Annotated in this window: 20 protein-coding genes and 1 tRNA gene; 11 read left to right on the top strand and 10 right to left on the bottom strand. The window is 69.9% G+C overall.

Annotated features, from left to right (window positions below; translation table 11 throughout):
- Positions 1-102: 102 nt before the first annotated feature.
- Positions 103-714: a hypothetical protein gene (locus POL25_RS16710; protein WP_272087031.1), complete on the bottom strand. Its 612-nt coding sequence runs from the start codon at positions 712-714 to the stop codon at positions 103-105.
- Between the two features lie 69 nt (positions 715-783).
- On the opposite strand from POL25_RS16710, the gene POL25_RS16705 reads away from it, so the two are divergent.
- From POL25_RS16705 to POL25_RS16675, 7 genes are all read left to right on the top strand, one after another.
- On the top strand, positions 784-1,485 hold the full coding sequence (locus POL25_RS16705; protein ID WP_272087030.1) for a hypothetical protein: 702 nt from the start codon (positions 784-786) through the stop codon (positions 1,483-1,485).
- Between the two features lie 35 nt (positions 1,486-1,520).
- On the top strand, positions 1,521-2,354 hold the full coding sequence (gene proC, locus POL25_RS16700) for a pyrroline-5-carboxylate reductase (RefSeq protein ID WP_272087029.1): 834 nt from the start codon (positions 1,521-1,523) through the stop codon (positions 2,352-2,354).
- Between the two features lie 108 nt (positions 2,355-2,462).
- Positions 2,463-3,005, top strand: a complete 543-nt coding sequence (locus POL25_RS16695) for a hypothetical protein (RefSeq protein ID WP_272087028.1) — start codon at positions 2,463-2,465, stop codon at positions 3,003-3,005.
- Positions 3,006-3,074: 69 nt separating this feature from the next.
- Positions 3,075-5,432, top strand: coding sequence for a TonB-dependent receptor (locus POL25_RS16690; RefSeq protein WP_272087027.1), 2,358 nt, complete (start codon positions 3,075-3,077; stop codon positions 5,430-5,432).
- Between the two features lie 132 nt (positions 5,433-5,564).
- Complete coding sequence (locus POL25_RS16685; protein WP_272087026.1) at positions 5,565-5,945, top strand: helix-turn-helix domain-containing protein; 381 nt, start codon at positions 5,565-5,567, stop codon at positions 5,943-5,945.
- Between the two features lie 165 nt (positions 5,946-6,110).
- Positions 6,111-6,266, top strand: coding sequence for a hypothetical protein (locus tag POL25_RS16680; protein WP_272087025.1), 156 nt, complete (start codon positions 6,111-6,113; stop codon positions 6,264-6,266).
- 67 nt (positions 6,267-6,333) lie between these two features.
- Complete coding sequence (locus tag POL25_RS16675; protein ID WP_272087024.1) at positions 6,334-7,506, top strand: S41 family peptidase; 1,173 nt, start codon at positions 6,334-6,336, stop codon at positions 7,504-7,506.
- A gap of 162 nt (positions 7,507-7,668) precedes the next feature.
- Here the strand turns inward: POL25_RS16675 and POL25_RS16670 are convergent, their stop codons facing one another.
- Entirely contained in the window at positions 7,669-8,097 is a 429-nt protein-coding gene (locus POL25_RS16670) for a hypothetical protein (RefSeq protein WP_272087023.1), read from the bottom strand.
- Positions 8,098-8,294: 197 nt separating this feature from the next.
- On the opposite strand from POL25_RS16670, the gene POL25_RS16665 reads away from it, so the two are divergent.
- From POL25_RS16665 to POL25_RS16655, 3 genes are read left to right on the top strand one after another with little or no spacing between them, the layout of a single operon-like run.
- Positions 8,295-9,002, top strand: coding sequence for a Crp/Fnr family transcriptional regulator (locus tag POL25_RS16665; RefSeq protein ID WP_272087022.1), 708 nt, complete (start codon positions 8,295-8,297; stop codon positions 9,000-9,002).
- A 4-nt stretch (positions 9,003-9,006) separates the two neighbouring features.
- Positions 9,007-10,428 carry a S41 family peptidase gene (locus tag POL25_RS16660; RefSeq protein ID WP_272087021.1) on the top strand — a complete coding sequence of 474 codons (1,422 nt, stop codon included), beginning with the start codon at positions 9,007-9,009 and terminating at the stop codon, positions 10,426-10,428.
- A 25-nt stretch (positions 10,429-10,453) separates the two neighbouring features.
- Positions 10,454-11,338 carry a hypothetical protein gene (locus tag POL25_RS16655; RefSeq protein WP_272087020.1) on the top strand — a complete coding sequence of 295 codons (885 nt, stop codon included), beginning with the start codon at positions 10,454-10,456 and terminating at the stop codon, positions 11,336-11,338.
- A gap of 359 nt (positions 11,339-11,697) precedes the next feature.
- Here POL25_RS16655 and bfr read toward each other — a convergent pair whose 3' ends face one another.
- From bfr to POL25_RS16640, 3 genes are all read right to left on the bottom strand, one after another.
- A complete protein-coding gene (bfr, locus tag POL25_RS16650) occupies positions 11,698-12,162 on the bottom strand; it encodes a bacterioferritin (protein WP_272087019.1) in 465 nt (154 codons plus the stop codon).
- An 84-nt stretch (positions 12,163-12,246) separates the two neighbouring features.
- Positions 12,247-12,459: a (2Fe-2S)-binding protein gene (locus POL25_RS16645; RefSeq protein ID WP_272087018.1), complete on the bottom strand. Its 213-nt coding sequence runs from the start codon at positions 12,457-12,459 to the stop codon at positions 12,247-12,249.
- Between the two features lie 1,087 nt (positions 12,460-13,546).
- On the bottom strand, positions 13,547-15,400 hold the full coding sequence (locus POL25_RS16640) for a peptidase S8 (protein WP_272087017.1): 1,854 nt from the start codon (positions 15,398-15,400) through the stop codon (positions 13,547-13,549).
- A gap of 130 nt (positions 15,401-15,530) precedes the next feature.
- On the opposite strand from POL25_RS16640, the gene POL25_RS16635 reads away from it, so the two are divergent.
- Positions 15,531-15,604 (top strand) — tRNA-Arg (locus POL25_RS16635).
- 579 nt (positions 15,605-16,183) lie between these two features.
- Here POL25_RS16635 and POL25_RS16630 read toward each other — a convergent pair.
- From POL25_RS16630 to POL25_RS16610, 5 genes are all read right to left on the bottom strand, one after another.
- Positions 16,184-17,947 carry an FG-GAP repeat domain-containing protein gene (locus POL25_RS16630; protein ID WP_272087016.1) on the bottom strand — a complete coding sequence of 588 codons (1,764 nt, stop codon included), beginning with the start codon at positions 17,945-17,947 and terminating at the stop codon, positions 16,184-16,186.
- Positions 17,944-19,059, bottom strand: coding sequence for an FHA domain-containing protein (locus POL25_RS16625; RefSeq protein WP_272087015.1), 1,116 nt, complete (start codon positions 19,057-19,059; stop codon positions 17,944-17,946). Before POL25_RS16625 ends, POL25_RS16630 begins: the two co-directional genes overlap by 4 nt.
- 129 nt (positions 19,060-19,188) lie before the next feature.
- On the bottom strand, positions 19,189-20,100 hold the full coding sequence (locus POL25_RS16620; RefSeq protein ID WP_272087014.1) for a divergent polysaccharide deacetylase family protein: 912 nt from the start codon (positions 20,098-20,100) through the stop codon (positions 19,189-19,191).
- A 41-nt stretch (positions 20,101-20,141) separates the two neighbouring features.
- Positions 20,142-21,530: a S41 family peptidase gene (locus tag POL25_RS16615; protein ID WP_272087013.1), complete on the bottom strand. Its 1,389-nt coding sequence runs from the start codon at positions 21,528-21,530 to the stop codon at positions 20,142-20,144.
- A 134-nt stretch (positions 21,531-21,664) separates the two neighbouring features.
- Positions 21,665-25,306, bottom strand: a complete 3,642-nt coding sequence (locus POL25_RS16610; protein ID WP_272087012.1) for a vitamin B12-dependent ribonucleotide reductase — start codon at positions 25,304-25,306, stop codon at positions 21,665-21,667.
- Between the last annotated feature and the right edge of the window lie 10 nt (positions 25,307-25,316).

The following is a 25,316-nucleotide window of genomic DNA, read 5'->3' as shown; positions in this document are numbered from 1 at the left end:
GCGTTTGCCTCGGAGCAGTGGTGAAGCTGTCCCGAGAGACAGCCACCTGCGCGCGCGTCGACGATGCATGCGCGCTGCCGCGCCGGGGATCGGCCCGGAGATCTACTCGCCGGCCTTGGGCTCGATCGGCATGCAGATGCGCTCGATCGGCAGCGAGTCCGGGTTCGTCGGCGAGAACGCCACGTAGACGCCGTTGCCGCCGGTCTCGCGGCACTCGTAGCCGTCACGGCAGCCGCGGTCGCTGTTGCACTCTTTGCGGCAGGAGATCCGCGCGCTGAAGAGGTCGGCGCACAGACCCTCGGGCAGGCACAGCTCCTGGTCGGTGCAGCGGTTGTAGACCGTGGGGTCGTCGAGCTCGCGGCACTTGTACTGGGGGTCGTCGGGCGACAGCTTGTCGTCGGCGCCGACCGGGCGCCGGTCTTCGCAGTCGGGTTCGCACGCCACGCTCAGGAACTCGGTGTTGAAGACCTGAATGCAGGCGCCCTCTTTTGGGCACGAGCCGGGCGTGCAGCCCTCGATGGTGCATTCGCCCTTGCCGTTGGGGTCGGGGTTGCCGCTGCTGTCGACGAGGTACGAGAGGTCGCAGATTCGCTCGCCGCGGAAGCTGCAGTCGGTGCTCACCCGGCACGCGCTGCCGATCTTTCGCTGACAAGCGCCGAGCGCGAGGGCTTGCGCAAGCAGCGCAACGACGATCAGGAGGCGGCTGGAGGCCATGGGCGCGCGCGGAGCATACACGGCCCGCTACTTTGGGTCACGCCGCGATCCGTGGCACCCTCGTAGACCGTGCATCCGACCCTCGACGAACTGCTGGCCCAGTTCCGCGGGCTCCTCGACGCCCACCGCGCCGAGATCGCACCGAGCCGCGCCGGCGATGGCAACCTCCGCTGCGACGGCTGCCTCGATTGCAACCGCTGCCGCTTCTGCGTCCAGTGCGTGCGCTGCAACGACTGCAGCAACTGCGAGCTGTGCCACGACTGCCGCGCCTGCACCCGCTCGCGGTTCAGCCGCTCGTGCGTCCGCTCGGGCCACCTCGAATTCTGCGAAGGTTGTGAGGATTCGCAGTACCTCGTGCTCTGCGTCGACTGCTTCGGCTGCACGCAGTGCTTCGCCTGCGTCGGCCTCAAGAACGAAGAGTTCTGCGTGCTCAATCAGCGCTACTCGCGCAAGGACTACTTCCCGGCCGTGCAGGCGCTCAAGCGGCGGCTCGAGGAGGCGATCGCCGGCGGCCACGTGTTGGGGGAGATCGCGGCGATCGGCCGCGGGATCTGGCCGCCCCGCGGATCGGACGTCCCGAAGGAGATGCTGGTGACGGCGATCTCCGCGCCGATGGAGGCCGCGGCGCCGCGAGAGGTCGACGCGATGGCGATCGAAGACGACGTCGATCCGTGGACGGACGACGCCGATCCGAGCCGCGAGCCGGGCGAGCCCGTCGATCGCGAGCCCGTCGCGGTGTCGTGGGTGTACCAGCCGTCCCGCCCGATTTGAGGCGCGAGCCCGCGGCCTGTGGTAAGCGCCGGCCCATGCTGCTGGCAGGGCGGACTCTGGCGATCATCGGCTGCGGGACCATGGGCGAGGCGATCGCCGCCGGCCTGCTGCGCGCGGGGCTGCTCGCGCCGACGCAGATCGTGGCGACCACGCGCAGGCACGAGGCCGCCGAGGCCGTCCGTCAGCGTCATGGCGTCCGCATCGCCGCCGACAACCTGCAGGCGATGCGCGAGGCCGACGCGGTGCTGCTCGCGGTCAAGCCCCAGCGCGTCAGCAAGGTGCTGCACGAGGACGGGGTGCAGGCGGCGCTGGTCGACAAGCCGGTCATCAGCATCGCCGCCGGGGTCACGCTCGCCCAGCTGCAGGGATGGTTGCCGGCGAGCCCTGTCATTCGGGCCATGCCCAATACGCCATGTCTCATCGGACAGGGCATGACGGTGCTGGCGCGCGGCCAGCGAGCGGGCGACGCCGAGGTCGGCCTGGCGAAACAGCTGTTCGACACCGTGGGCCTGTGCCTCGAGGTCGAGGACAAATTGATGGACGCGGTGACGAGCCTCGGCGCCAGCGGCCCGGCGTTCGTCTACGTGATGATCGAGGCGATGGCCGACGGCGGCGTGATGATGGGCCTGCCGCGCCCGGTGGCGCTGCAGATGGCGGCACAGGTGTTCCAGGGCGCGGCGCGCATGGTGCTGTCGACCGGCTTCCACCCGGCCGCCCTCAAGGATCAAGTCACCACGCCGGCCGGTTGCACGATCGCCGGCATCCTGACCATGGAGGACGGCAGGATCCGCTCCGTCCTCGCCCGCACGATCCAGGAGGCCGCCAAGGTCGCCTCCGAGCTCGGACGCGACAGCAGCGCGGAGAAGTGACGGCGCGCCCGGTGGGCGCGCGGCGCCGCCGGTCAAAAATTTGCCTCGGCGCGCGGCGGGCTCGAAGATCGCGCGCGCGCGCCTCGGGAGGCTCGCGCGCCCGGCTTCATGCGCACCCTGCTCAGCCTCGTGTTCCTGGTGGCGGTCCTGTGGGCGAGCTGCACGGTCAAGCTCGGCGCGTTCACGCTGTCGGAGCACGTCGACCGGATCGGTGAGACGCCGCAAGCGAAGGACCTGCTCGACGGGACGCGCGGGCGGATCTCGCCGATGCTCGAGGACATGAAGCAGCGGATCTTCGGCGAGTACGTCGAGGCGCCGACGCGCGCGACGACCACGAAGGAGCCGCCGGGCGAGCGGCGCAAATCACTGCCGCGACCGTCACACGCGGCGATGCGCACCGCCCCGCCCGTCGAGCCGTCGGGCGAGCGGCGCAAATCACTGCCGCGACCGTCACCCGCGGCGATGCGCACCGCCCCGCCCGCCGAGCCGCCGGGCGAGCGGCGCAAATCACTGCCGCGACCGTCGCCAGCGGCCCCGCCCGCCGAGCCGGCCACGGAGCGGATGACGACGCCGCGTCGCGGTCCCTCGAGCGCCGACGATGCTCGCCTGCCGGGCGCGCGCCGGGCCGCGATGCGCCGCGACGGGGCCTGAGCATCGAGGTCTTTCGAGCTCGCGCGCATTCGCGACCTCGACGCCACGGACCTCCGATATCCTGGGCGCGTGGTGCTCGCTCTCCTCCTCGCGCTCGCGCCAGCGTCGGTGCCGGCGAGCGCGTCGAACGAGACAGCCGAGGCCACGACCGTCGCGCCCGCGCGGCTCGGGCGAGCGCGCCTGCGCGGTCGGGTGATGGCGTACGGCAGCCGCGATCCAGTGGCAGGCGCGCGTCTGCTCGGCGACGACAACTCGACCGAGACCGACAAGACCGGGCACTTCGAGCTGTGGCTGCCGCCCGGCGAGCACAAGCTGCTCATCCGCGCGGCTGGCTTTCAGGACCTGTCCGTGAGTATCAAGCTCGAAGATCGGCAAGACCTGGTCTACGAGTACCGCCTCGCGCCCGATGTCGCCGGCAACCCGTACCGCACGGTGGTCCGGCAGCAACGCGAGGTGGCGGTGTCGAGCACGACGCTGCGCGACGAGGAGATCCGCGCAGTGCCGGGGACCTTCGGCGATCCGTTCCGCGTGGTCGGGAGCCTGCCCGGGGTGTCGCAGCTGGCCGGCTTCCTGCCGTACGTGGTGGTCCGCGGCGCGGCGCCCGGCAACACCGGTTACTACCTCGACGGCGTGCGCGTGCCGATCCTGTTCCACGTCGCGCTCGGGCCGTCCGTCATCCACCCGTACTTCATCGACCAGGTCGACTTTTATGCCAGCGGCGCGCCGGTGCGGCTCGGACGCTACGCCAGCGGCATCATCGAGGGCCGCACGCGCGCCGCTCGCCGCGACCGCGCCTACGGGGAGTTCGACATCCGCCTCACGGACGCCGGCGGCCTCGTCGAGATCCCGCTCAACTACAAGCACGATCGGTCATGTCTCGCAGAACAGCGAAAAAAGGCCAGGTCTAAAAGGACAGGTCGGATCAAGCGCGAGGACTGTCGGCGCGGGCCGGCGCGCGGCTCGCTGACGCTGGCGGGGCGCTACAGCTACACCGCGGGCGTGCTGACGCTGGTCCAGGCCAACCTCAAGCTGCGCTTCTGGGACTACCAGGCCCGCTTCGACCACGCGCTCGGCAAGCGCGCCACGTACACCGCGTTCGCCCTCGGCAGCTTCGACGAGCTGGGTGAGAAGTCGAACCCGACCCCGTTCGTGCGCTTCGAGTTCTACCGGCTGGTGCAGAAGATCCGCCACGAGCTGCCGCGCGGCGGCGTCGCAACCTACAGCCTCGGCCTCGGCCTCGATCGCACGGGTGTGTCGCGCACGCGCAGCAACGAATGGTTGATCGCGCCGCGCGTCGACGTGCGCGTGCCCGTCGGTGAGAGCGGCAACGCGGAGCTCGGGGTCGGCATCGATCAGGAGGTCCAGATCTTCCGCGGCACGACGGGGGCCACGGCGGGCGAGGGCTGGCAGCTCGAGAGCCTCACGCAGCTGTTCAGCGACCGCGTGGTCTCGGCCACGGGCCTCTACGCCGAGCTGCTGTGGCGCAAGGGTCGGTTCGACATCCGCCCCGGCGTGCGCGGCGATCTCTACACCCAGGTCGGTCACTCGCCGGTGCTGCCGCAGGCGCGCACGCTGACCCACGCGTTCGGCATCGACCCGCGGATCCTCGTGCGCGAGAAGGTCGGCGAGCGCTGGACGCTGCGCCAGAACATCGGCGTCTACCACCAGCCGCCGAGCTTCCCCGTGCCGGTCCCGGGGCTCGAGAGCTTCGGCTTCGAGCGCGGCCTGCAGCGCAACATTCAGGGTAGCGCCGGCTACGAGCTGGTGCTCGGCAACAAGCTGGCGATCACCCAAGACGTCTACCTCGGCCGCCTTTCGAATCTGCAGGACTACGACCTCGCGTCGCTGTCGTCGGGCAAGCTGCAGGAGATCGACGACGTCGTGATCTCGGCCAAAGGTTGGTCGTACGGCATCGAGACGATGGCGCGCCTGCTGCCCGGTCAGCGTGCGTACGGGTGGGCCGCGTACACGCTGTCGCGCTCGACCCGCGAGTACGAGTACGGCGGCCGCGCCCCCTCGAGCTGGGATCAGCGTCACATCGTCAACGTCGTGCTCGGCTATCGCATCAGCGATCGCTGGAGCTTCGGCGGTCGCCTGCACTTTCATTCAGGTCGCCCGTACACCGTCCAAATCGGCGATCAGACCGCTTCTGAGGCACTTCTCTACAACCGTAACAACCGTCGCTTGCCCGCTTACTTCCAGCTCGACCTGCGCGCCGAACGAACTTGGCGCTTCCGCTCTTGGAGCCTGCACTTCGTCGCAGACGTGCTCAACTCCACGTATTCGAGCGAAGTCATCGCTTGCGTGCTCCAAGGAAATTCGGATGCAGCGATGTCGGGAGCAGGCTCGATCGTCAGCAACACGACGTGCGGCTCGCGTGGCCTAAGATACATTTTACCCTCCCTGGGCCTTCGTGGAGCGTTTTAGACGGGGCTCACAAGCCCCGAAGGACAAGTCCTATGAGACAGCCCGTGTGAGCATCCGCAACGGCGGACTGTTCGAAGCGCCAGGTAACTTGTGTCATGATGCGGCTCGGGACATCCGACCGAGGAGCTCAAGATGAACGAAGTTGCACAGGAAATCGGACGACGGATCAGGCTGTGGCGCACCGCGACTCCGCCGCCCAAGACCCGCCGCAAGCGTGAGGGCGAGACCGGTTGGCGGCCGCACCTGACGATCGAAGAGCTGGCCAAACAGACAGGTCTGACGGTCACCACGGTCAACAAGCTCGAGCTCGGCTACAAGGCTCCGCGCATCGAGTCGCTGCTCCTCCTCGCGCAAGCGTTCGGCTGTGAGCCGACCGACCTGCTGCCCCGCACCAAGGCGAAGAGCGGTCCCAAGGGCGAGCTGCTCGACGAGCTCTACGCGGTCTCGGCCCAGTTGTCGCCCAAGCAGATCCGCGACCTCGTCAAGGTCGCGCGCACGCTCGAAGGCGGTTGAGTCCCACGCGGCCCGTCGGTCCAGGCCGCGGACCGAGTCGCAAGTTGGCAACGGTTCCCAAGCGCCGTTGCCATTTTTTCTTGGGTCCCCGCGCTCCCGTCCCCCTCGTGCCCCCGTAGCTCCTCGACATCGCGCTGGCCCACGACGTGCAAGACGTTCGGCACCATGCGCCTCCGCTCTCGCCCAGCCCTCTTCACCCGCGTATTCGTCGATGCCGTCACCACCCGCCCGCTGCTGCGAGAGTTGCTGGAGCAGCGCCGCGCGGCCGAGCCCGTGACGCGCGAGCAGGCCGCGCCGGCGGAGCTGCCGCGGGCTGCCTGACGCAGCAGACGACCTATTCGCGCCCGGACGGGAACCAACCTGGATCCTCGCGCGTCTTTCGGCCACGATGAACCGCGTGTCCCGCTGGCGCTCGTTCCTGGCCTTCTCGCTCGGCGCCGCGGCAATGTGGTGCGTCCAGTCGGCGCTCCCGAGCGCGCAGGCGGGCAACAACCTCGGCACCGACGCCTATGGCAAGGCGCTCCGCACCGTCCTCGATCGCTATGTCGACCCGGTGGAGCCCAGCCGCGTACTGGCAGAGTCGCTGAAGCGGATCGTCAGCGGGCTCGATCGTCACAGTCACTATCTCACCGCCGACGAGCGCACGCTGCTCAAGCAACGCAGCCGCGGTGGCACGACCGGGATGATCGTCGATCTCCAGCGCGCCGAGCCGGGCTCGCGCAAGCCGGCGCGGCTCGAGGTCTCGGCCGTGTTGCCTGGATCGCCGGCCGAGAAGATCGGTCTCCAATCCGGCGACTCGATCTTGAAGATTCGCGATCAGGACGTCGCCTTCATGCTGTCGCGTGCCGAGGTCGACGTGTTGCTGCTCGGCGGCGACGGCGAGACGATCGACCTGACCGTGCAGCGGCGCAGCGATCCGGCCCCGACGGCGCACCGCCTGGTGCTCTCGGGGCAGTCGCTCCCGGTCGTCAGCGGCGCGCTCCTCGAGCACGCCGGCCGCAAGTTCGCCCATGTACGGATCCGTGCGTTCCGCTCGGGCGTCGCCGACAGCGTGCGCAACACGTTGAAGGAGCTGCGCCGCTCGGCCGGCGCCGGTGGCATCGGCGGCGTGGTGCTCGACGTGCGCGGCAATCCGGGCGGTGACGTCGGCGAGGCGGTGCTGATCGCCGACACGTTCGTCGGCGAGGGCGTGCTGGTGCGGACGCGCGGGCGCGGCGGGCAGATCCTCCGCGAGGAGCGAGCGACGCTGGCGGCCACCGACGACGCGACGAAGGTCGTGGTGCTGCAAGACCACCGCTCGGCCTCGGCATCGGAGCTGCTGGCGAGCGCGCTGCAGGACCACGGACGCGCGAAGGTGGTCGGCGAGCGCAGCTACGGCAAGGGCACCGTGCAAGATGTCATCGGCCTCGACGACGGCTCGGTGCTGACGCTGACGATCGCGCGCTACTTCTCGCCGAAGGACCGCCTGATCGACGGCGCCGGCGTCGAGCCGGACGTCGCGGTCGCGGACATGACGACGCAACCGGAGGCCGCGCTGCGCGCGGCGCTCACGGCCCTGTAGTTCAAAATAAGAAGTCCGAGAGGGCAGGGTCTTTCGGCCCTGTCGTTCAAGACATGTTCTAAAGATAATTCAATCCGCGGTTCACCCCTCGCGCCGGCCGACGATTTGCGGGGCGCGAGCGACGCGGCGCGAGCGAGGGGTGGAGGCCACCCGGCCGTCGCGCTAGCTGAGGAGGATCCGCCGGGCAGCGCTGGCGGTGGAGGCGAGCTCGCGCTCGCGGGCGCCGAACTTGCCGCCGAGGCAGGCGACGTAGAGGGTCTCGCCGAGGACCTCGATCGTCTTGACGCTGAGACCACGCTCCTGGCCGTCGCGCTTGACGGTGGCGCGCGCACGACCGCGACCGATGAGCGGAGCGACGGCGGCGAGCATGGTGAGGTCGAGATCGGTCGTGCTCTGGGAGACGACGAAGCCGCTCTCGTCAGCGACGATGATGAGGTCGAGCTCGCCGCGGTTGACCGCGCCGTCGAAGGCCGCGATCAGCGCCGACCCGGTGTCGGTGAAGCGGGTGCGGCGGCGCTCGTAGAGGGGCTTGCCGGGGCGCGGGAGGGGGGGCAGGCGCAGGGGGCGCTTCTCGATCTGCTGGGTTTCCATGGGTGGCTCCGTTCTCTGGCGCGGGGTGGTAAGTGGTGGCGAGTTTATGTCCTACATGTGTGCCGTCCTAAAAATCGGCGAACTCGGGCCCCACGAGGCGTTGCGCCAGGTACGCAAAACCGCTGACGGCCCCGGATGAACTCACTCCGGACCAAATGAGAGACTCATCATGAGCGCAAAACGGCTACACTTGCGCCATGCCGATCGAGGGCGCGGAAGTCGAACAAGTCCGCCAGGCGCTGCTGCGCTACGCCGGTTGGGACCAGGTCCCCGAAGAGACCATGACCGAGCTATGTCTCGGCGCGAACCTCGTCGAGGTGAAGCGCAAACGCTCAGTCTTCCGCCGTGGTGAGCCAGGTCCCGGCTTGTTCGTGGTGAAGTCGGGCGAATTCAAGCTGAGCCTCATCTCCTCCGAGGGGCGCGAGCAGATCCTCTATCTCGCGGAGCCCGGGAAGCTGATCGGCGAGGGTTTCTTGCCGCGGGACGTCCAGTGCGCCGCCTCGGCCTTCGCCATGCTCGACTCGGAGGCCTGGCAGTTCGAGACGGACCCGGTGATCAACCTTATAGGGCGTTCTCAGCCGCTGGCGTTCGCGCTGATGCGGCACATGGCCTTCCGGGCCAACCGCCTGATCGACCTCGTACTCGACCTGTCCCTTCGGTCAGTCGAACGCCGGCTCGCGTCCTTCCTGCTGTCGCTGGCGATGCGCGCCGGCGCCGAGGCGGGCAAGCCGTGCGTGATCCCCCGCCAGCTCGACATGAACACCGTTGCTGCGCGTCTGGGGACCGTGCGCGAGGAGATCTCGCGCGCGCTCAACCGGATGCAACGCGAGGGGATCCTGAGCCTCAGCCGCCAGGAGATCGTGGTCCTCGACCTCAACGCCCTCGAGCGCGTGACCTACGAGTGAGCCGATGCGCTTCCCCAGGTCGGTGAGCGCCGCATGCGTGGCGCTCGTCTGCGCGTGTGGCCAGTCGGCGCCGTCGGAGAAGACGGCGCCGACAGCCGAGGCCAGCCCCGCGGCCCCACAGGCGAGTGACGCGCCCGCCGCGAGGCCGGCCGGCGACACCTGCCGCAGCTGGGCGGACCTCGACCCGGCGACGCTGCCGCCGCTGCCCGAGACGCCGTACTCGGCGACCTTCGAGCGCGTGTGGCGGACGGTGCTGGAGAAGCACTTCGACCCGACGCTGGCCTGCAAGGACTGGCCGGCGCTGCGGGCCGAGTACGGCGCCAAGCTCACGGCGGTCGCCGACGGGCCGGCGGCCTACAAGGTGATGAACGACCTGCTCGAGACGCTCGGGCAGAGCCACTTCAAGGTGGTGCCGCCGTTCAGCGGGGCCGAGCCGGAGGAGCGCAGCGGCGGGCCCGCGCGCGTGCCGGTGGGCGTGCGCATGATCGGCGAGCAGCTGGTGGTCGTCGACCCGGCGCTCGGCGGGGCCGTCAGCGGCGTGCCAGCGGGTGCGGCGCTGGTGAAGTTGGGCGACCGGACCGCCGAGTCTCTGATCGCCCGCGCCCGCAGCGAGGCGATGCGCCCCGGCGAGGTCGCCTATCACGCGGCCTTCGAGGCGGGCCGGGCGCTGTCGTGTCAACCTGGCCAAAAGGTCAGCTTGACCTTCCTCGATCCGGGCGCCGGCGACGCCGAGGTGACGAAGGATGTCGCCTGCGTCACGCCGCCCGGCGAGCTGGTGTCGCTCGGCAACCTGCGCGACCTGCCGACCACGGTCGAGCACCGCATGCTGGAGCGTGAGGGCAGCGGCCCGAAGATCGGCTACATCGCGTTCAACTACTGGATGTTGCCGATGGTCGAGCGCGTGAAGGCGGCGATGACCGACCTGCGCGGCCAGGGCATGGAGGCGCTGGTGCTCGACCTGCGCGGCAACCCGGGCGGCGTGGGGGCGATGTCGATCCCGGTCGCGCGCCTGCTGCTCCGAGAGTCGGGCAGCCTCGGCAAGCTGCAGTTCCGCGAGTTCGCCCAGGAGTTCAACGTGGCCGGCGATCCCGGGGCGTTCGCGGGGCCGGTGATCGTGCTGGTCGACGAGGGCACGGCGAGCACTTCGGAGATCTTCGCGGCGGGCCTGCGCGACCTCGGGCGCGTGCGGGTGGCCGGGGCGCGCGCCTCGGCCGGTGCGGCGCTGCCGTCGCTGCTCGAGCGGCTCGACAACGGCGCGCTGCTGCAATACGTCGTCGGCGACTACCACTCGGCCAAGGGCACGGTCGCCGAGGGCGACGGCGTCAGCCCCGACATCACCGCGGTCGAGACGCGGGCCGATTTCGTCGCCGGGCGCGACCCGGTGCTGGCCGCCGCGGTCGCGGCCTTCGACAGCAAGAGTCCCTGAGAACATGTCCCAAGGAGCTACCCGCATGCGACGCCTGCAAGTCCTGTGTCTGACCGCCCTGATGGCCCTCGGCGGGTGCGACGGCGGCGAGGCGAAGAAGGCCGAGGCGGCCAAGGCCACGCCGGCGACCGAGGCGAAGCCGGCCGAGGCGGCGGCGCCGGCGGCGAACGCCCTGCCCGACGCGGCGGAGCTGCTGGCGAAGGTGGTCGAGGCGGGCGGCGGCGCGGCCAAGCTCGACGAGATCAAGAGCTTCTATCAGGAGATGCAGGTCGAGATCCTCGGCGCGGGGATCTCCGGCGTCGGCAAGACCTGGTCGAAGGGCGATGATTTTTATCTGGAGATCACGCTGCCGGGCGTGGGCGTGAGCACCGGCGGCGGCAAGGCGGGCAAGCTGTGGACGCTCGACCCGATCCAGGGCCTGCGCGAGCTGACGGGCAAAGAGGCCGCGATGGCCGAGATGGGCACGTCGCTGAACATCGCCCACGACTGGAAGCGCTTCTTCGACAAGGCCGAGACGACCAAGGTCGAGGAGGTCGGTGGCAAGAAGTTCGCCGAGGTCGTGCTTACCGCCAGCAAGTCGGGCAACTCCGTGACGCTGCGCATCGACCTCGCCGACCACCGCCTGGTGGCGCAGCGGCTCAAGCAGTTCAGCTCGATGGGCGAGATCCCCGTCGAGGTGACGCTGTCCGACTATCGCGAGCAGAACGGGGTGTGGTTCGCGTTCGAGCAGGTCGCCGACATGAAGCTGCAGAAGCTGAAGACGACGACCACCAAGCTCGAGCTCAACGTGCCGGTCGACGAGACCAAGTTCGCCGTGCCGGGCTCCGAGCCGCCCGCGGAGGCGAAGCCGGCCGATGCGAAGGCCGAGGCGCCGGCGGACGCCAAGCGCCCGGCCGACGCGAAGAAGTGAGCGCTGCCCGCGAGGCCGCGGCGAAGCGCGAGGGCTGTCCCGAAGGCCAGCCGCTCGCTCAATAGAGGCTGTCCGTGAGGACAGGTCGGCGAAGTGCGAGGGCTGTCCCGGAGGTCCGCCGCTCGCTCGATAGAGGCTGTCCGCGAGGACAGGTCGGCGAAACGCGAGGGCTGTCCCGAAGGTCCGCCGCTCGCTCGGTTGAGGCTGTCCGCGAGGACAGGTCGGCGAAGCGCGAGGGCTGTCCCGAAGGTCAGCCGCTCGCTCGATAGAGACTCTGTCCGTAGAGCAGGTCGGGGCGGGACAGCGGCCGCGTCCCGGCTCGCGGCGGCTGGCCGCGAGAGACGAGCATCGCGGGGCGTTCAGAGCTGCTGGGCGCAGTACATCGGCTCGCCGAGGGCCTGGATCAGGCCGAGCTGAGTCTCGAGCCAGTCGACGTGCTCTTCCTCGGAGATCAGCATGCGCTCGAGCAGCTCGCGGGTGGCGTTGTCGCCGAGGTCGCGACACATGGCGATGCCATTGTTGAAGCGCTGCACGGCGTCGTACTCGAGCTTGAGGTCGAGCTCGAACTGCTCTTTGACCGACTCGCCGACGTTGACCTTGTTGTAGCGCTGGACGTTCGGGATGCCCTCGAGGAACAGGATGCGCTCGATGAGGTCGTCCGCGTGCTTCATCTCGTCGATCGACTCGGCGCGGATCTTCGAGGCGATCTTGCTATAGCCCCAGTTCTTACACATCTTCGCGTGGATGAAGTACTGATTGATCGCCGTCAGCTCGGCTGTCAGTACTTCATTGAGCGCGTTGAGGATCTTGTCGTTGCCCTTCATCGTGGGCGCACGCTAGCACGGGCCCACGCGCACCGCCGGCAGCAGCGCCGCGGTGAAAAAGACGTTCAACTTCGACGCGGCGCTTCAGGTCGCTTCGCCGCTGCCGACGCTGCTGCTGTGATGCTCGTGCCGGGCCGGCGCGGCGCTCTCGAGCAGCTGCCGGATCTGCTGGACGCACGCCCCGCAGCCGGTGCCCGCCTGACAGGTCTGCCGGATCTGCTTCAGCGTGCAGGCCCCCCGGCGAGCCTCGGCGAGGATCGTGCGACACGAAACACCCTTGCACAGACAGACGATCATGATGACTACGCGTCCCGAGTCCTGAGGATGGCGATGAAAATCATTGTCAAAATGACTCCTTCAGGGTGCCCAGCTCGAGGTCGGATCGCAAGGAGTTTGAAAGTGATTTTCAGGATTGATCCCGCGCGCGCGGCCTGCGCGCCGGTTCACGCGTCCGTGCGCAGGGGGCGCAATGGCGGTCAGGGCCTTTCAGCGGGCTGTTGGGCGGGTGGACGAGTCCGCCCCGAGAGACCGAGATCCTGGCTCACGCCACGCGCAACCGGACGGATCGTGGCGCGCGGAGCGGGCGGATGCGAGCGATGCCTGTTCGTGAACGTGCATCGCTGCGCGCTCGCGCGGCGTGCCGGTCGCGTGTGATGACATGTCCTCCGGGACAGGTCGAAGGGTTGCGGCGATTCGGGGGCGCTCTCAGCCATGCTTCGTCCTCCGATGGGTCTCGCCGAAGCGAGGAGGTAGCGAGCTGCTTCGAACAGTTCTGGCCGTCGTCCACAGCACGAAGAGGCGTGCATCACACGGCGACGAGGAACGGGGTCGCGTTCGCGTCGTGGCCTGACCGCGAGGCTCACGCCGGCGCGTGACCGCCCGGGGCCCTGAAAGAGCTCCCAGTGCATGCGACTTCGGCGGGCGATGCGGGGCGTTCGTGGCTCACGCGTGCTCCGGGCGTATGCAGCTTCCGCGAGCGACGTGGCCGGCGCGTGTCGGCGCGAGAAACAGCGAAGCCCGCGCAGGCGTGGGCCGGCGCGGGCTTGGGGTGCGGGCGAGCTCGCCGATCACATCCGCGAGACGCGGGGGGCGAGCGCGAGGGCCACGAGGGCGTGCCACGGGGACGAAGAACGGGGTCGCGTTCGCGTCGTGGTCTGACCCGCGAGGCTCACGCCGGCGCGTGGCGTTTGAGTCGTGCGGGGCCCTGAAAGAGCTCCCAGCGCATGCGGCTTCAGCGGGCGATGCGAGGCGTTCGTGGCTCACGCGTGCTCCGGGCGCATGCAGCTTCCGCGAGCGACGTGGCCGACGCGAGTCGGTGCGAGAAACAGCGAAGCCCGCGCGGGCGTGGGCCGGCGCGGGCTCGGGGTGCGGGCGAGCTCGTGGATCACATCCGCGAGACGCGGCGGGCGAGCGCGAGGGCCACGAGGGCGTGCGCCGCGAGCCACAGGCGGTCGATCGTCGGGCCGCCGGGGAGGCCGTTGAGCAGCGTCGGCAGGACGATCGCGCCGTGCAGGAGCAGGGCGGCGTAGCCGAGGTTGAGGCCGACGAGGATGCTGCGGAGCGGGCGGAAGCCGACCAGCAGCAGGGTCGCCAGGACCGGCAGCAGCGCCGACAGGAACAGCGGCGAGCCGATCGCGGTCGCACCGGCGAGATCGGCCGCGGCGTAGGCGATCGGCGTCAGGCCGAACGCGCCCGCGGCGAGACCTGCCCCGAGCACCATGCTGCCGAGCGCAGCCACGCGCGCGCGCCGACCGGCGAGGCCGGCGAGGCCGAGGCCCGCGAGGCCGCCGAGCCCGAGCAGGCCGAGCAGGCCGCCGCGCTCGGCCTGGTAGCTCTCGATCGAGGCGTCGACGGCGGCCACGGCGTCGATGACACCGGCGCCGTACTCCTTGTCCCACTCGATGTTGTTGGGGTGCTTCGCGGTCTTCTTCAAGATCCGCTCGACCTCGGGCGGGTTGTTGACGCCGCGCGAGACGACCAGGGCGGCGACGCCGGCGGCGTGCGGCGAGGCCATCGAGGTGCCCTGCAGCCACATGTAATCGCTCTTCATCGGATCCTGCAGGAGGATCGTGTTCTGCAGCACGCCGTCGGGGTAGCCGTCGCCGTTCTTGTCGACGCGGGTGTCGCCGCCGGGGGCCGAGACGTCGAGGTCCTTGCCCCAATTCGAGTACCAGGTGCGCACGCCCATCGCGTCGACCGCCGCGACCGCGACCGAGCCGTTGTTGGAGGCGGGCCAGCCGACGCGGCCGCGGCTCTCGTTGCCGGCGGCGCAGACGACGGTGGTGCCCTTGCTGTTGGCGTAGTCGATCGCCTTGGCGAGCACGCTCGAGGGCATCGGCCCGCCGAGGCTCATGTTGATGACCTGGGCGCCGTTGTCGGCGGCGTAGCGGATGGCGTTGGCGATCCAGGGGATCTGCCCGCGGCCGTCACCGCTCAGCACCTTGAGCGGCATGATCGTGCTCTTGAAGGCGACGCCGGTCACGCCGAGCGCGTTGTGGGTGGTCTGGGCGATCGTGCCGGCGACGTGGGTGCCGTGCAGGTGATCGTCGAGGCCATCGGGCAGCGAGTTGGGGACGAAGCTGACGCCCTGGGTGAAGGCGGTGCCGGCCAGGTCGGGCGCCTGCTTGGCGACGCCGGGCAGGTCCTTCCAGGCGACGCCGGTGTCGATGACGGCGACGACGACGCCCTCGCCCTTGGTGACGCCCCACGCCTCGGGGGTGTGGATCATCTGCATGTGCCACTGGCGGGCGTACATCGGGTCGTCGGGCTCGAAGCGCGGGCGGCGTTCCTTGCTCGGCTCGAGCTCGTCGGCGGGCTCGATGGCGACGTCGCCGACGAGCGAGTAGACGAGCTCGGGCTCGACGACCTCGACGAGCGGGTTGCCGGCGAGCGTGGTCTGCAGCTCGGCGAGCTGGTCGGGCTCGCCGACGACGCGGAAGAGGTGCTCGCCCTCGCTGTAGAAGCCGGCCGGCTCCCAGGCGAGGCCGAGGCCGTCGAGCAGCGCGCGCAGCTCGGCTTCGCTGCCGCCCTCGCCGTCCTCGGGTTCGACGAGGTCGAGCAGCAGGGCGCCGGTGCTGTCGGCGAGATCGAGGTCGGTGATGGCGACGGGCGTGATGTCCGCGGCCCGCACGCCGTCGTCGCCGGGGCGGTGTTCGACGGCCAACCAAACGCTGGCAGCGGCGAGGCCTGAGGCCGAGAGGAGGGTGCGGTGACGCGAGAGGGCCGAGACGAGACGCATGGGTGCTCCTGGGAGGGCCTGAGGCCGGCGGTCAGTTCGTCCGTCATTATAAAAGGCCGGCATGGCCCATGCACGGCGCGCTGTGCGTGCGCTTTTCGCCCGGGGCGAGTTCGGGTATCCTGGCCGGGCCGCGTTCGTAGCTCAGCTGGATAGAGCATCGGGCTTCGAACCCGAGGGTCGCAGGTTCGAATCCTGCCGAGCGCATCACCTGCGAGGCCCCGGCCTCGCGCCCCCCGGGGTCCGTTTTCCCGAGAAAATCAGTCGCCCGGGACGGAGCCGAAGGACCGCGGCCCGCGCGCCGGGCGACCGCGTGAGCGGCGGCTCGCTCGACGACCGCGCGGTCGAGGCCGGTGGCCCGCTGCGGGAGGCTGGCCGAAGGGGCAGGCCGCGACGGACGCTCGAGGGAGGCAGGCCGCGGATCGAGCCCATGGCCTGGCTGAAGGGACAGGTCGACGCGCGGCACGCGAGCGAGCTCTCTGAAACGGCGGGCTCGCGGCGACGCATGACGCCTGGCCGAATGGACATGCCCCGAAGGGCAGGCGGAATGACGGCTCGCGGCGACGCACGACGCCTGGCCGAATAGACATGCCCCGAAGGACATGCCGAACGGCGGTCTCGCGGCGACGAATGACACACGTCCGAAGGGACATGCCCCGAAGGGCAGGCGGAGCGGCGGTCTCGCGGCGCATGACACCTGGCTGAAGGGACATGCCCCGAAGGGCAGGCGGTCTCGCGGCGACGCATGGCGCCTGTCCGAAGGGATAGGCCCCGAAGGGCAGGGACTCAGCGGCGGCGGCGGCGGACCAGGGCGAGCAGACCGAGGGCGAGCAGGCCGCCAGGGCCCGGCGAACGCTGGCGACAGCCGCAGCCGCCGTCGTCGTCGATGCCGCTGGTGTCCCCGGTGCTGGCGGTGTCGTCGCTGCCCGTGGCGTCAGTGGTGCCGCCGTCGCCCGTGGTCGTGCCGGGGCCGCCGGTGGTCGGGTCGTCGCCGGTGGTCGGGGCCTCGGTGGTGCCGGAGTCGTTGGTGGTGTTGACGCCGTCGTCGGTGTCGGTCTCGCCGGGGTCCTCGCCGAACTCCACGCAGGTCTCGTTGCCCGCGGCATCGACGGCGCACAGCTGGCCGAACGGCTCGCGCGGGGCGCCGCGCCACAGCGCCTCGCCGTACCACTGCATCGGGACCTCGGTGCCGTCGGCGACCAGCACGACCGACTGGAAATCGTGCGGCATGACGGGGGTCTTGTTGTCGTGGATCCGCGCGACCACGCCGCCGTCTACCAGGGTGACGAGGGAGATCTTCGGGGCGGCGGTGTCGACCGCGATGTCGACGCCGAGGAACACGCGGTCGGCGTTGTCGGGGATCTCGCCCTCGGCGAGCACGACGTCGATCTTCCTGTCGCCGTCGAGGTCGGCGACGGCGAGGCCGAGGGTGCCCATCGACTTGGCGGGCTTGAAGGCGTCGACGACCTCGAGGTGGCCGTCGCCGCTGTTGAGCATCAGGCGGTCGTCGCTGCCGAACAGGCCGGCGATCACGAAGTCGGCGTCACCGTCGCTGTCGTAGTCGAGGAAGGCGAGCATGTTGTCGTCGCCAGGGAGGTTTTCGAAGTCGGGCCAGAGGTCGGCGGTGGCGTCGACGAAGCCGCCAGCGCCGTCGTTGACGAAGATGTGCTCGCGACCACCAGGCCCGTCGTTGATCGTGACGAGGTCGAGCCAGCCGTCGCCGGTCAGATCGATCGCCTCGAAGTCGTAGTTGTTGCCGTACTGCGGCAGCTTGTCGGAGGCGTCGGTGAACACGCCGGCGCCGTCGTTGACGAACATGTACGAGCCCGAGCACGCCTTGCACGAGACGAGCAGGTCGAGGTCGAGGTCGTTGTCGACGTCGGCGAACTCGAGCTCCCACGACCAGGCGACCAGAGCGTCGGGCATGTGGGTGGTGGTGACGTCGGTGAAGACGCCGCCGTCGTTGCGCCACAAACGAGTGACGCCCGAGCTCTGACCGGCGTCGCCGGGGCCCCAGTCGGCGAGCACGGCGTCGAGGTCGCCGTCGCCGTCGACGTCGCCGAGCTCGACGTCGCCGAAGCTGTGCGGAGCCTGCGGGAGGTCGTCGCTGGCCTCGACGAAGCCGCCCTGGCCGTCGCCGAGGTAGAGCCGGCTCCGAGTCTCGAAGGTGTTGGCGACCAGGATGTCGGGGTCGCCGTCGCCGTCGAGGTCGCGCACCTTGATCGCGCGGGTGAAGTCAGGCTCGGGGCCGAAGACCTCTTCGCTGACGTCGACGAACGGCATGCCGGGGCCCCGGTTGAGGAAGGCCCGGTTCGGCTCGGGATCGTCGGGCGAGGCGTAGCCGGCCCCGTTGGCGAACAGGATGTCGACCAGCCCGTCGCCGTCGATGTCGGCGAGCTCGACCTTGTTGGTCCACTCGGCCGTGGTACCGATCGTGAGCGCCGTGGCGTCCTCCCACGGGGCGGCGCTCACGGGCGCGGCGAGCAGGGCGGCAGCGGCGGCGAGGAGGTAGAGGCTGTTCTTCAGGACATGTCCCGAAGAACTACTCACTCGAGCACGATGCCTCGTTCTGCGCATACCGACACCATCTGCTTCTGGCGGTTGGGGTCGGTCAGCTTCTTGAAGGCCGACTTGGCCTTGGCCTGATCGCCCATCTTGCACGCGGAGGCGCCCATCAGCGCCAGAGCGTTCGAGCCCTTGTCGATCTCGTAGCTCTTCTTGGCCAGGTCGTAGGCCTGCGTGGCGTTGCCGGCGAGGTTGGCCTTGCGCGCGTCCTCGAGGAGCTGCACCGGGTCACCCTTGGGCACGGGCGGCTTGTCGGTCTTGGTCACCGGCGGCTTGACGACCTTCTCGCCCTTGGGCACCGCAGGCACGGCGGGCTTGTCGGTCTTGGTCGGCAGCGGATTTTCAGGCGGCGGCTCCTCGGGCGGAGCGCCGGTCACCCCGGGCACCGGATCGTTGGGCAGCGGCGGGTCTACAGGCGGCGCCTGCTCGGGCGCCTTCGCCTCGGGCTTGGGCTCGGGCGGCGGCGGCTCCTCGGTCTTCGCCGGCGGATCGACCTTCGGAGCCTTCGGCGTCTCGGCGCCGGCACCCTTGCCCAACGTGAACTGATAGGCGACGAGTCCGCCACCGATCAGGAACACCGCGAGCAACGCGAACAACAAGCCGCGACCCTTGTTCTCGGCGGGCTGATCCGTGTGACGATCGTCGTCGCGGTCGCGCGAGTGATCGGGCAGCGGCGGCGGCGGAGCGATCATCACCACCGCTTCGCTGGCGGGGATCCGCGGCAGATCCATGCTGGGGGCGGCGCGCATCGGATCGGTGCCCGCGATGCCTCCCTGGCGATCGATGTTGAGGGTCGTCTGCTCGGCGTTGTTGGTGATGGCGAGGTGGTAATCGCCGATCTGCACCACGTCGCCCTCGTTGAGGTTGACCGTGCCCTCGATGAGGACTCCGTTCACCCGGACCCCGTTGTAACTGTCGAGGTCCTCGATCACCCACCCATCCGAACCTGGGGTGAGTCGCGCGTGCTGCCGGGAGACGTTCTGCTCGGTGAGCTGGATGGTGTTCCCTGGCTCCCGACCGATCGTGATCTCCTCTTCTCCGAGCGGCACGATCGTGGTCGCGCCCTCTTCGTCCTCGATGATCAGTCGCAGGGCCATCCGTGTGAGCTTCAGGGTAGGAAGTTCAGCGAATTACTGTCAAGCGAGGCCGCGGCGCCGCGGCTCCGCATCCGCACGTTCGGAGCCAGCCAACCCAGCCGTTGCTGCCGCTTTCGGCAATAACAACGTTCACTCCCGCACTTTGTCGAGGCCGCGACGCGCGAGGATCTCGCGCAGCGGATAGATGCCGATCCCGTCCCGGTGCAGTCGCGGAAGCTCGGTCCGCAGGGCCTCCACGACCTCCTGCGAAGGATGGGCAATGACGACGGTCGGGGCCTCGCGCGCGCGGGCAGCTGCCTGCCGAAGCTGGGCCAAAATCGCTTCGGGGCGCGGATCGTGGTCCAAAAACACGTCGCGCCCGAGCGTGGGGACCCCCGCGGCGTCCGCGGCGGCGAGGCCCTGGCTGTGCGCGGTCGTCCGCGAGTCGAGGAAGAAGAGGCCGCGCGCCCACAGCTCGGGCATCAGCGCGTCCATGGCGGCCCGGTCGGCAGTGAGCCGCGAGCCCATGTGATTGTTGACGCCGACAGCCGTGGGGACCCGCTCCAGCGCCGCTCGCAGCGCCGCGCGCAGGTCGTCGGCCGAGGCGCCCACGCGGAGGAATTGCTCCCGCGCTTCGGGACCGGCGGTCATCTTGTCTGGGTCGAGCGGCTCGCTCGGGAGATGAAGGAGGATCTCCCGCGGCCGGCGACGGTCGCCGCACAGCCGGAGCTGCGCGCCGACGGCGTAGACGCCGCCCGGGACGACGCTGAAGGTCAAAGGGAAGCGCAGCGCGAGCAGCCGATCGAAGTGGTGGAGCTCGCGGCCGATGTCGTCGATGACGATCGCAAGGTGGCCGCGCGCCTGGTGCCAGGGGATCGTCAGGTCGCCGCGCGAGTCCTGCCAGCGACGCGTGCGCGCGACGGTCTCGTCGAGCTGGCGCTGGAAGATCGCCTCGTCCTCGGCGGCCGCGAGCGGAGCGGGCGGCGGCGCCGGTGCGAGCCAAAACAGCAGCGCCGCGAGCACCCACCAGGCGATCAAGGAGACGCGAGCCCACCGCGGCATCGCAGCGGGCCGAAGCAGCCGATCGCCGGTCGGGTCCAGAGTCACCTCCGACGACCGCCGCGCGCGGGCACCCGCACGAGGCCGCGCAGGTGCTGCACGGCGACGCGCAGCTGGGCGTCCTCGGCAGCGCCGCGCACGGCCTCGCTGTCGTCGGTCAGCGGGACGGCGGGGTAGCCGAATTCCTCGGGCTTGAGGTGCCGCGGCTGGGCGCGCTCGGGCTCGAGCTCGGGCTGGCTGTCCTTGTAAGGCCGGAAGTCGGCGCCTACGACGACGTCGGGCTGGATCCCGCTGGCCTGGATGAGACGATCGTTGGGAGTGTAGTAGAGGGCGATGGTCAGCTTGAGCAGCGAGCCGTCGCCGAGCTCGAACGGGGCCTGCACGGAGCCCTTGCCGTAGGTGCGCTCGCCGACGATGAGGGCGCGCCGGTGATCTTGCAGCGCACCGGCGACGATCTCGGAGGCGGAGGCGGAGGACTTGTTGACGAGGACGACGATCGGGAGCTTGGACCAGGCCGAGCCAGGGACGGCGCGGGCTTCGTCGAGCAGCTCGCCGCGGCGGCCGCGGGTGCGGACGATCGAGCCCTCGTTGACGAACAGGTCGACGATGGCGATCGCCTGGTCGAGCAGGCCGCCGCCGTTGTCGCGCAGGTCGAGGACGACGCCGCTGAGGCCGTCGCGCGATTGGTCGCGCAAGCTGGCGAGCGCGGCCGACAGCTCGCGCCCGCTGGTCTCGGAGAAGTCGCGCAGGCGCACGTGACCGAGGCCCTCGCCGAGCATGCGGCTGGTGACGGCGGGGCTGTCGATGTACTCGCGGGTGACGACGAGGCTGCGCACGCTCGGCTTGCCGGGCTTGCCGTCGACCTTGGGGGCAGGACGCTCGAGGGTGAAGCTGACCTTCGTGCCAGGTGCGCCGCGCATCGCCATGATGGCGCGCCGAAGGTCGAAGAAGTGGCTGATCGGCTTGCCCTCGATCGAGGGGATGAGGTCGCCGACGACCACGCCGGCGCGCTCGGCCGGGCCCTTGGCGACGACCTCGCGGACCTCGAGGACGTAGCGCGCCTGCGGCTGGGTCTCCTGGCGGAGGATGACGACCATGCCGACGCCGCCGAAGCTGCCCTCGATGTCCTCGCGGAGCAGGCGAGCCTCGCGCGGGGGGAGGAACTCGCTGTGCGGGTCGAGCTCGGCGACGAGCCCGGCGATCGCGCCGTAGATGAGCTTCTCGCTGTCGACGGGGCGGACGTAGTGATTCTCGAGGATGGTCAGCGCCCGCGCGAACATGTCGAGCTTGCGGTAGCGCGAGTAGTCGGCCGGGGCCGACTGGGCGACCTGCGCGCCAGGCTGGGCGATGGCCGATTGGACATATCCCGAGAGACCTGCCCCAAAGAGCATGCCCACCCCGACCAACGCGACGGCGCGGAGCTTGGCTGTCATGGTGTGTCCCTACGCGGCGACCCGGCCATCATCATCGGCCAAGAGTACCGCCGGGCACCCGGCGAGCAACAGTGGTGCAGCGAGGCGAGGCGCGGATCCCGCTTGGAAGGCAAGATCCGCGCGCCGCCGGTCGTTCACGAGCAGCCGCTGGTGGCGCCGCAGCTGACGCACTTCAGGCAGGAGCCGTTGCGGACCATCGTGAAGCTGCCGCACGAGCCGCAAGCGTCGCCTTCGTAGCCGGACATGCGGGCGACGCGGACCTGCTCGCTGACGCTGGGGGCGGCAGCGGCGGCGGCCGGGCGCGGCTTGGCGGCGCGGGCCGGTTCGGCGGCGGCGGTGCGGTCCTCGACCTCGATCGCGTGGCGCTTCTGGCTGGGCACCGGGCCGCGCGGGAGGTTGGCGCTGAGCTTGAGCGGGCCGGGGGTGACGATGCGCTCCGAGACGACCTCTTCGTCCTGGAACTCGACGGCCTCGTTCTGGCTCTGGTCGCCGAGCGTGTCGGGCTCGAGGTCCTCGGGGTTGACGTGGGCCAGCTCGTTGCGGTCGAGGTAGGTGACGGCGAGCTCGCGGAAGATGTAGTCGATGATCGAGGTCGACATCTTGATCCGCGAGTTGCCGACCACCGGGCCGGCGGGCTCGAAGCGGCTGAACACGAAGGCGTCGACGTACTCCTCGAGCGGGACGCCGTACTGCAGGCCGAGGCTGATGGCGATGGCGAAGCAGTTCATCAGGCTGCGGAAGGCGGCGCCCTCCTTGTGCATGCCGATGAAGATCTCGCCGAGCGAACCATCCTGGTACTCGCCGGTGTGGATGTAGACCTTGTGGCCGCCGATGGTCGCCTTCTGCGTGTAACCACCGCGGCGGTCCGGCATGCGCCGGCGCTTGGCGAGGTAGCGGTGGACGATCCGCTCGGTGACCTTCTCGATCACCTGCGGCTGCGTGGTCGCCAGCGCGTCGCCCATGTCGTCCTCGGCCTCGACCGCGAGCGCGGACGACAGCGGCTGGCTCAGCTTGCTGCCGTCGCGGTAGAGGGCGTTGGCCTTGAGCGCGTACTTCCACGAGGCGAGGTAGACGCTCTCGACCTCGCGCACGGTGGCGTCGCTCGGCATGTTGATCGTCTTGCTGATCGCGCCGGACAGGAACGGCTGGGCGGCGGCCATCATGCGCACGTGCGCCATCGGGGCGATGTAGCGGGTGCCGTAGCGGCCGCACTTGTTGGCGCAGTCGAACACCGGCAGGTGCTGGGCGCGCAGGTGCGGGGCGCCCTCGACGGTCATGGTGCCGCACACGAAGTCGTTGGCGCGCTGGATGTCCTCGACGGAGAAGCCGAGGCCCTCGAGGATGTTGAAGCCCGGGTCGTTGAGCTGGGCGTCGCTGAACTTGAGGACGTCGCGGCAGAAGTCGTCGCCGAGGACGTAGCGGTTGAAGACGAAGCCGATCTCGAAGGCGCCGGCCAGCTCCGACTCGATGCGCGCGAGCACCTCGTCGGTGAAGCCCTTGCGCTTGAGGTCGGTGTGGGAGATCCGCGGGCTGCCGACGAGGGTGCCGGCGCCCTTGCAGTAGCGGACGATGTCGGTGATCTGCGTCTCGGAGTAGCCGAGAGTGCCGAGGGCGGCGGGCACCGACTGGTTGATGATTTTGAAGTAGCCGCCACCGGCGAGCTTCTTGAACTTCACGAGGGCGAAGTCAGGCTCGATGCCGGTGGTGTCGCAGTCCATCAGCAGGCCGATGGTGCCGGTCGGGGCGATGACGGTGACCTGGGCGTTGCGGTAGCCGTGCTGCTCGCCGAGGTGCAGGGCGGCGTCCCACTCGGCCTGGGCGGCCTTGAGCAGGTAGCTCGGGCACACGTGCTGGGCGATGCCCATCGGCGCGATCGACAGGCCCTCGTACTCGGCGCGCGAGGCGTTGTAGGCGGCGCGGCGGTGGTTGCGGATGACCCGCAGCATCGGCTCGCGGTTGGCGGCGTAGCCGGGGAAGGGGCCGTGCTCGCGCGCCAGCTCGGCGCTGGTGCTGTAGCAGGCCGCGGTCATCAGGGCCGTGACGCCGCCGCAGATCGCCACCGCCAGCTCGCTGTCGTAGGCGATGCCGCGCAGCATGAAGTAGGTGCCGAGGTTGGCGTAGCCGAGGCCGAGGGTGCGGTACTTGTAGCTGCGGACCGCGATCGCCTCGCTCGGGAACTGGGCCATCAGGACCGAGACCTCGAGCACGATCGTCCACAGCTTGCAGGCGTGACGCACGGCCTCGACGTCGAGGTCGAGGTCGGCGGCGCCGCTGGTGCGGGTGAGGAACTTGGCCAGGTTCAGCGACGCCAGGTTGCAGGCCGTGTCGTCGAGGAACATGTACTCGGAGCACGGGTTCGACCCGTTGATCCGGCCGTCGTTCGGGCAGGTGTGCCACTCGTTGATGGTGGTGTCGAACTGCAGGCCGGGGTCGGCGCAGGCCCACGCGGAGAAGGTGACCTTGTCCCACAGCTCGCGCGCCCGCACGGTGCGGTGGACCTTGCGGTCGCTGCGGCGGATGAGGTCCCAGCTGTTGTCCTCCTCGACGGCGCGCAGGAACTCGTCGGTGACGCGCACCGAGTTGTTCGAGTTCTGGCCGGAGACGGTGCCGTAGGCCTCGCTGTCCCAGTTGGTGTCGTACTCGGTGAACTCGATCTCGCGGGCGCCCTGCTTGGCGAGGGCGATCGCCCGCTGCACGTAGCTCTCGGGGATCTCGGCGGCGCGGGCGCTGCGGATCGCCGCGCGCAGGCCCTTGTTCTTGCGCGGGTCGAAGCGGTCGTCGCCGGTGAGGGCGACGTCGTGGCACGCCCCGAGGACCAGGTTGAGGTGGCGGTTGCACAGGCGGCTGCCGGCGACCAGCGCGGCGACCTTCTGCTCCTCGATGACCTTCCAGTCGATGAACTTCTCGACGTCGGGGTGGTCGACGTCGACGATGACCATCTTGGCGGCGCGCCGGGTGGTGCCGCCGCTCTTGATCGCCCCGGCGGCGCGGTCGCCGATCTTCAGGAAGCTCATCAGGCCGCTGCTGCGACCGCCGCCCGACAGCGGCTCGCCCTCGCCGCGGAGGGTGGAGAAGTTGGTGCCGGTGCCCGAGCCGTACTTGAAGAGGCGAGCCTCGCGGACCCACAGGTCCATGATGCCGCCCTGGCCGACGAGGTCGTCGCTGACCGAGGAGATGAAGCAGGCGTGCGGCTGCGGGCGCTCGTAGGCGTTGTTCGACAGGCCGAGCTCACCGGTGACCGGGTCGCAGTAGCTGTGACCCTGGGCCGGGCCGGTGATGCCGTAGGCCCAGTGCAGGCCGGTGTTGAACCACTGCGGGCTGTTCGGCGCGACCGCCTGATCGGCGAGCATGGTGGTCAGCTCGTCGTAAAAGGCGCGGGCCGAGTCCTCGTCGCTGAAGTAGCCGTGCTTGAAGCCCCAGTAGGTCCAGCAGCCGGCGAGGCGGTGGAACAGCTGGCGGCTGTCGGCCTCGCCGACCGAGCGCTGCTCGGGCGGGAGGGCGGCCAGCGCGTCGGTGTCGGCCTCGCTGCGCCACAGCCACTCGGGCACGCCGTCCTCGGCGACCTTGCGCAGGCGAGCGGGCACGCCGGCCTTGCGGAAGTACTTCTGCGCCATGATGTCGACCGCGACCTGCGACCAACCCTTGGGGACCTGGATGTTGCTCGCCTCGAACACCACAGTCCCGTCAGGGTTGGTGATCCGCGAGCTCCGGCGCTCGAACTCGATGCCGGAGAAAGGTCGGGGTTGATCGGTGGTGAACAGCCGGGACAGCTTCATAGCGGGGCGA

This window comes from Nannocystis bainbridge, assembly GCF_028368995.1.
Lineage (GTDB): Bacteria > Myxococcota_A > Polyangia > Nannocystales > Nannocystaceae > Nannocystis > Nannocystis bainbridge.
Note: the sequence above shows the minus strand (reverse complement) of the source record. Positions and strands in the feature narration are given on the sequence as shown.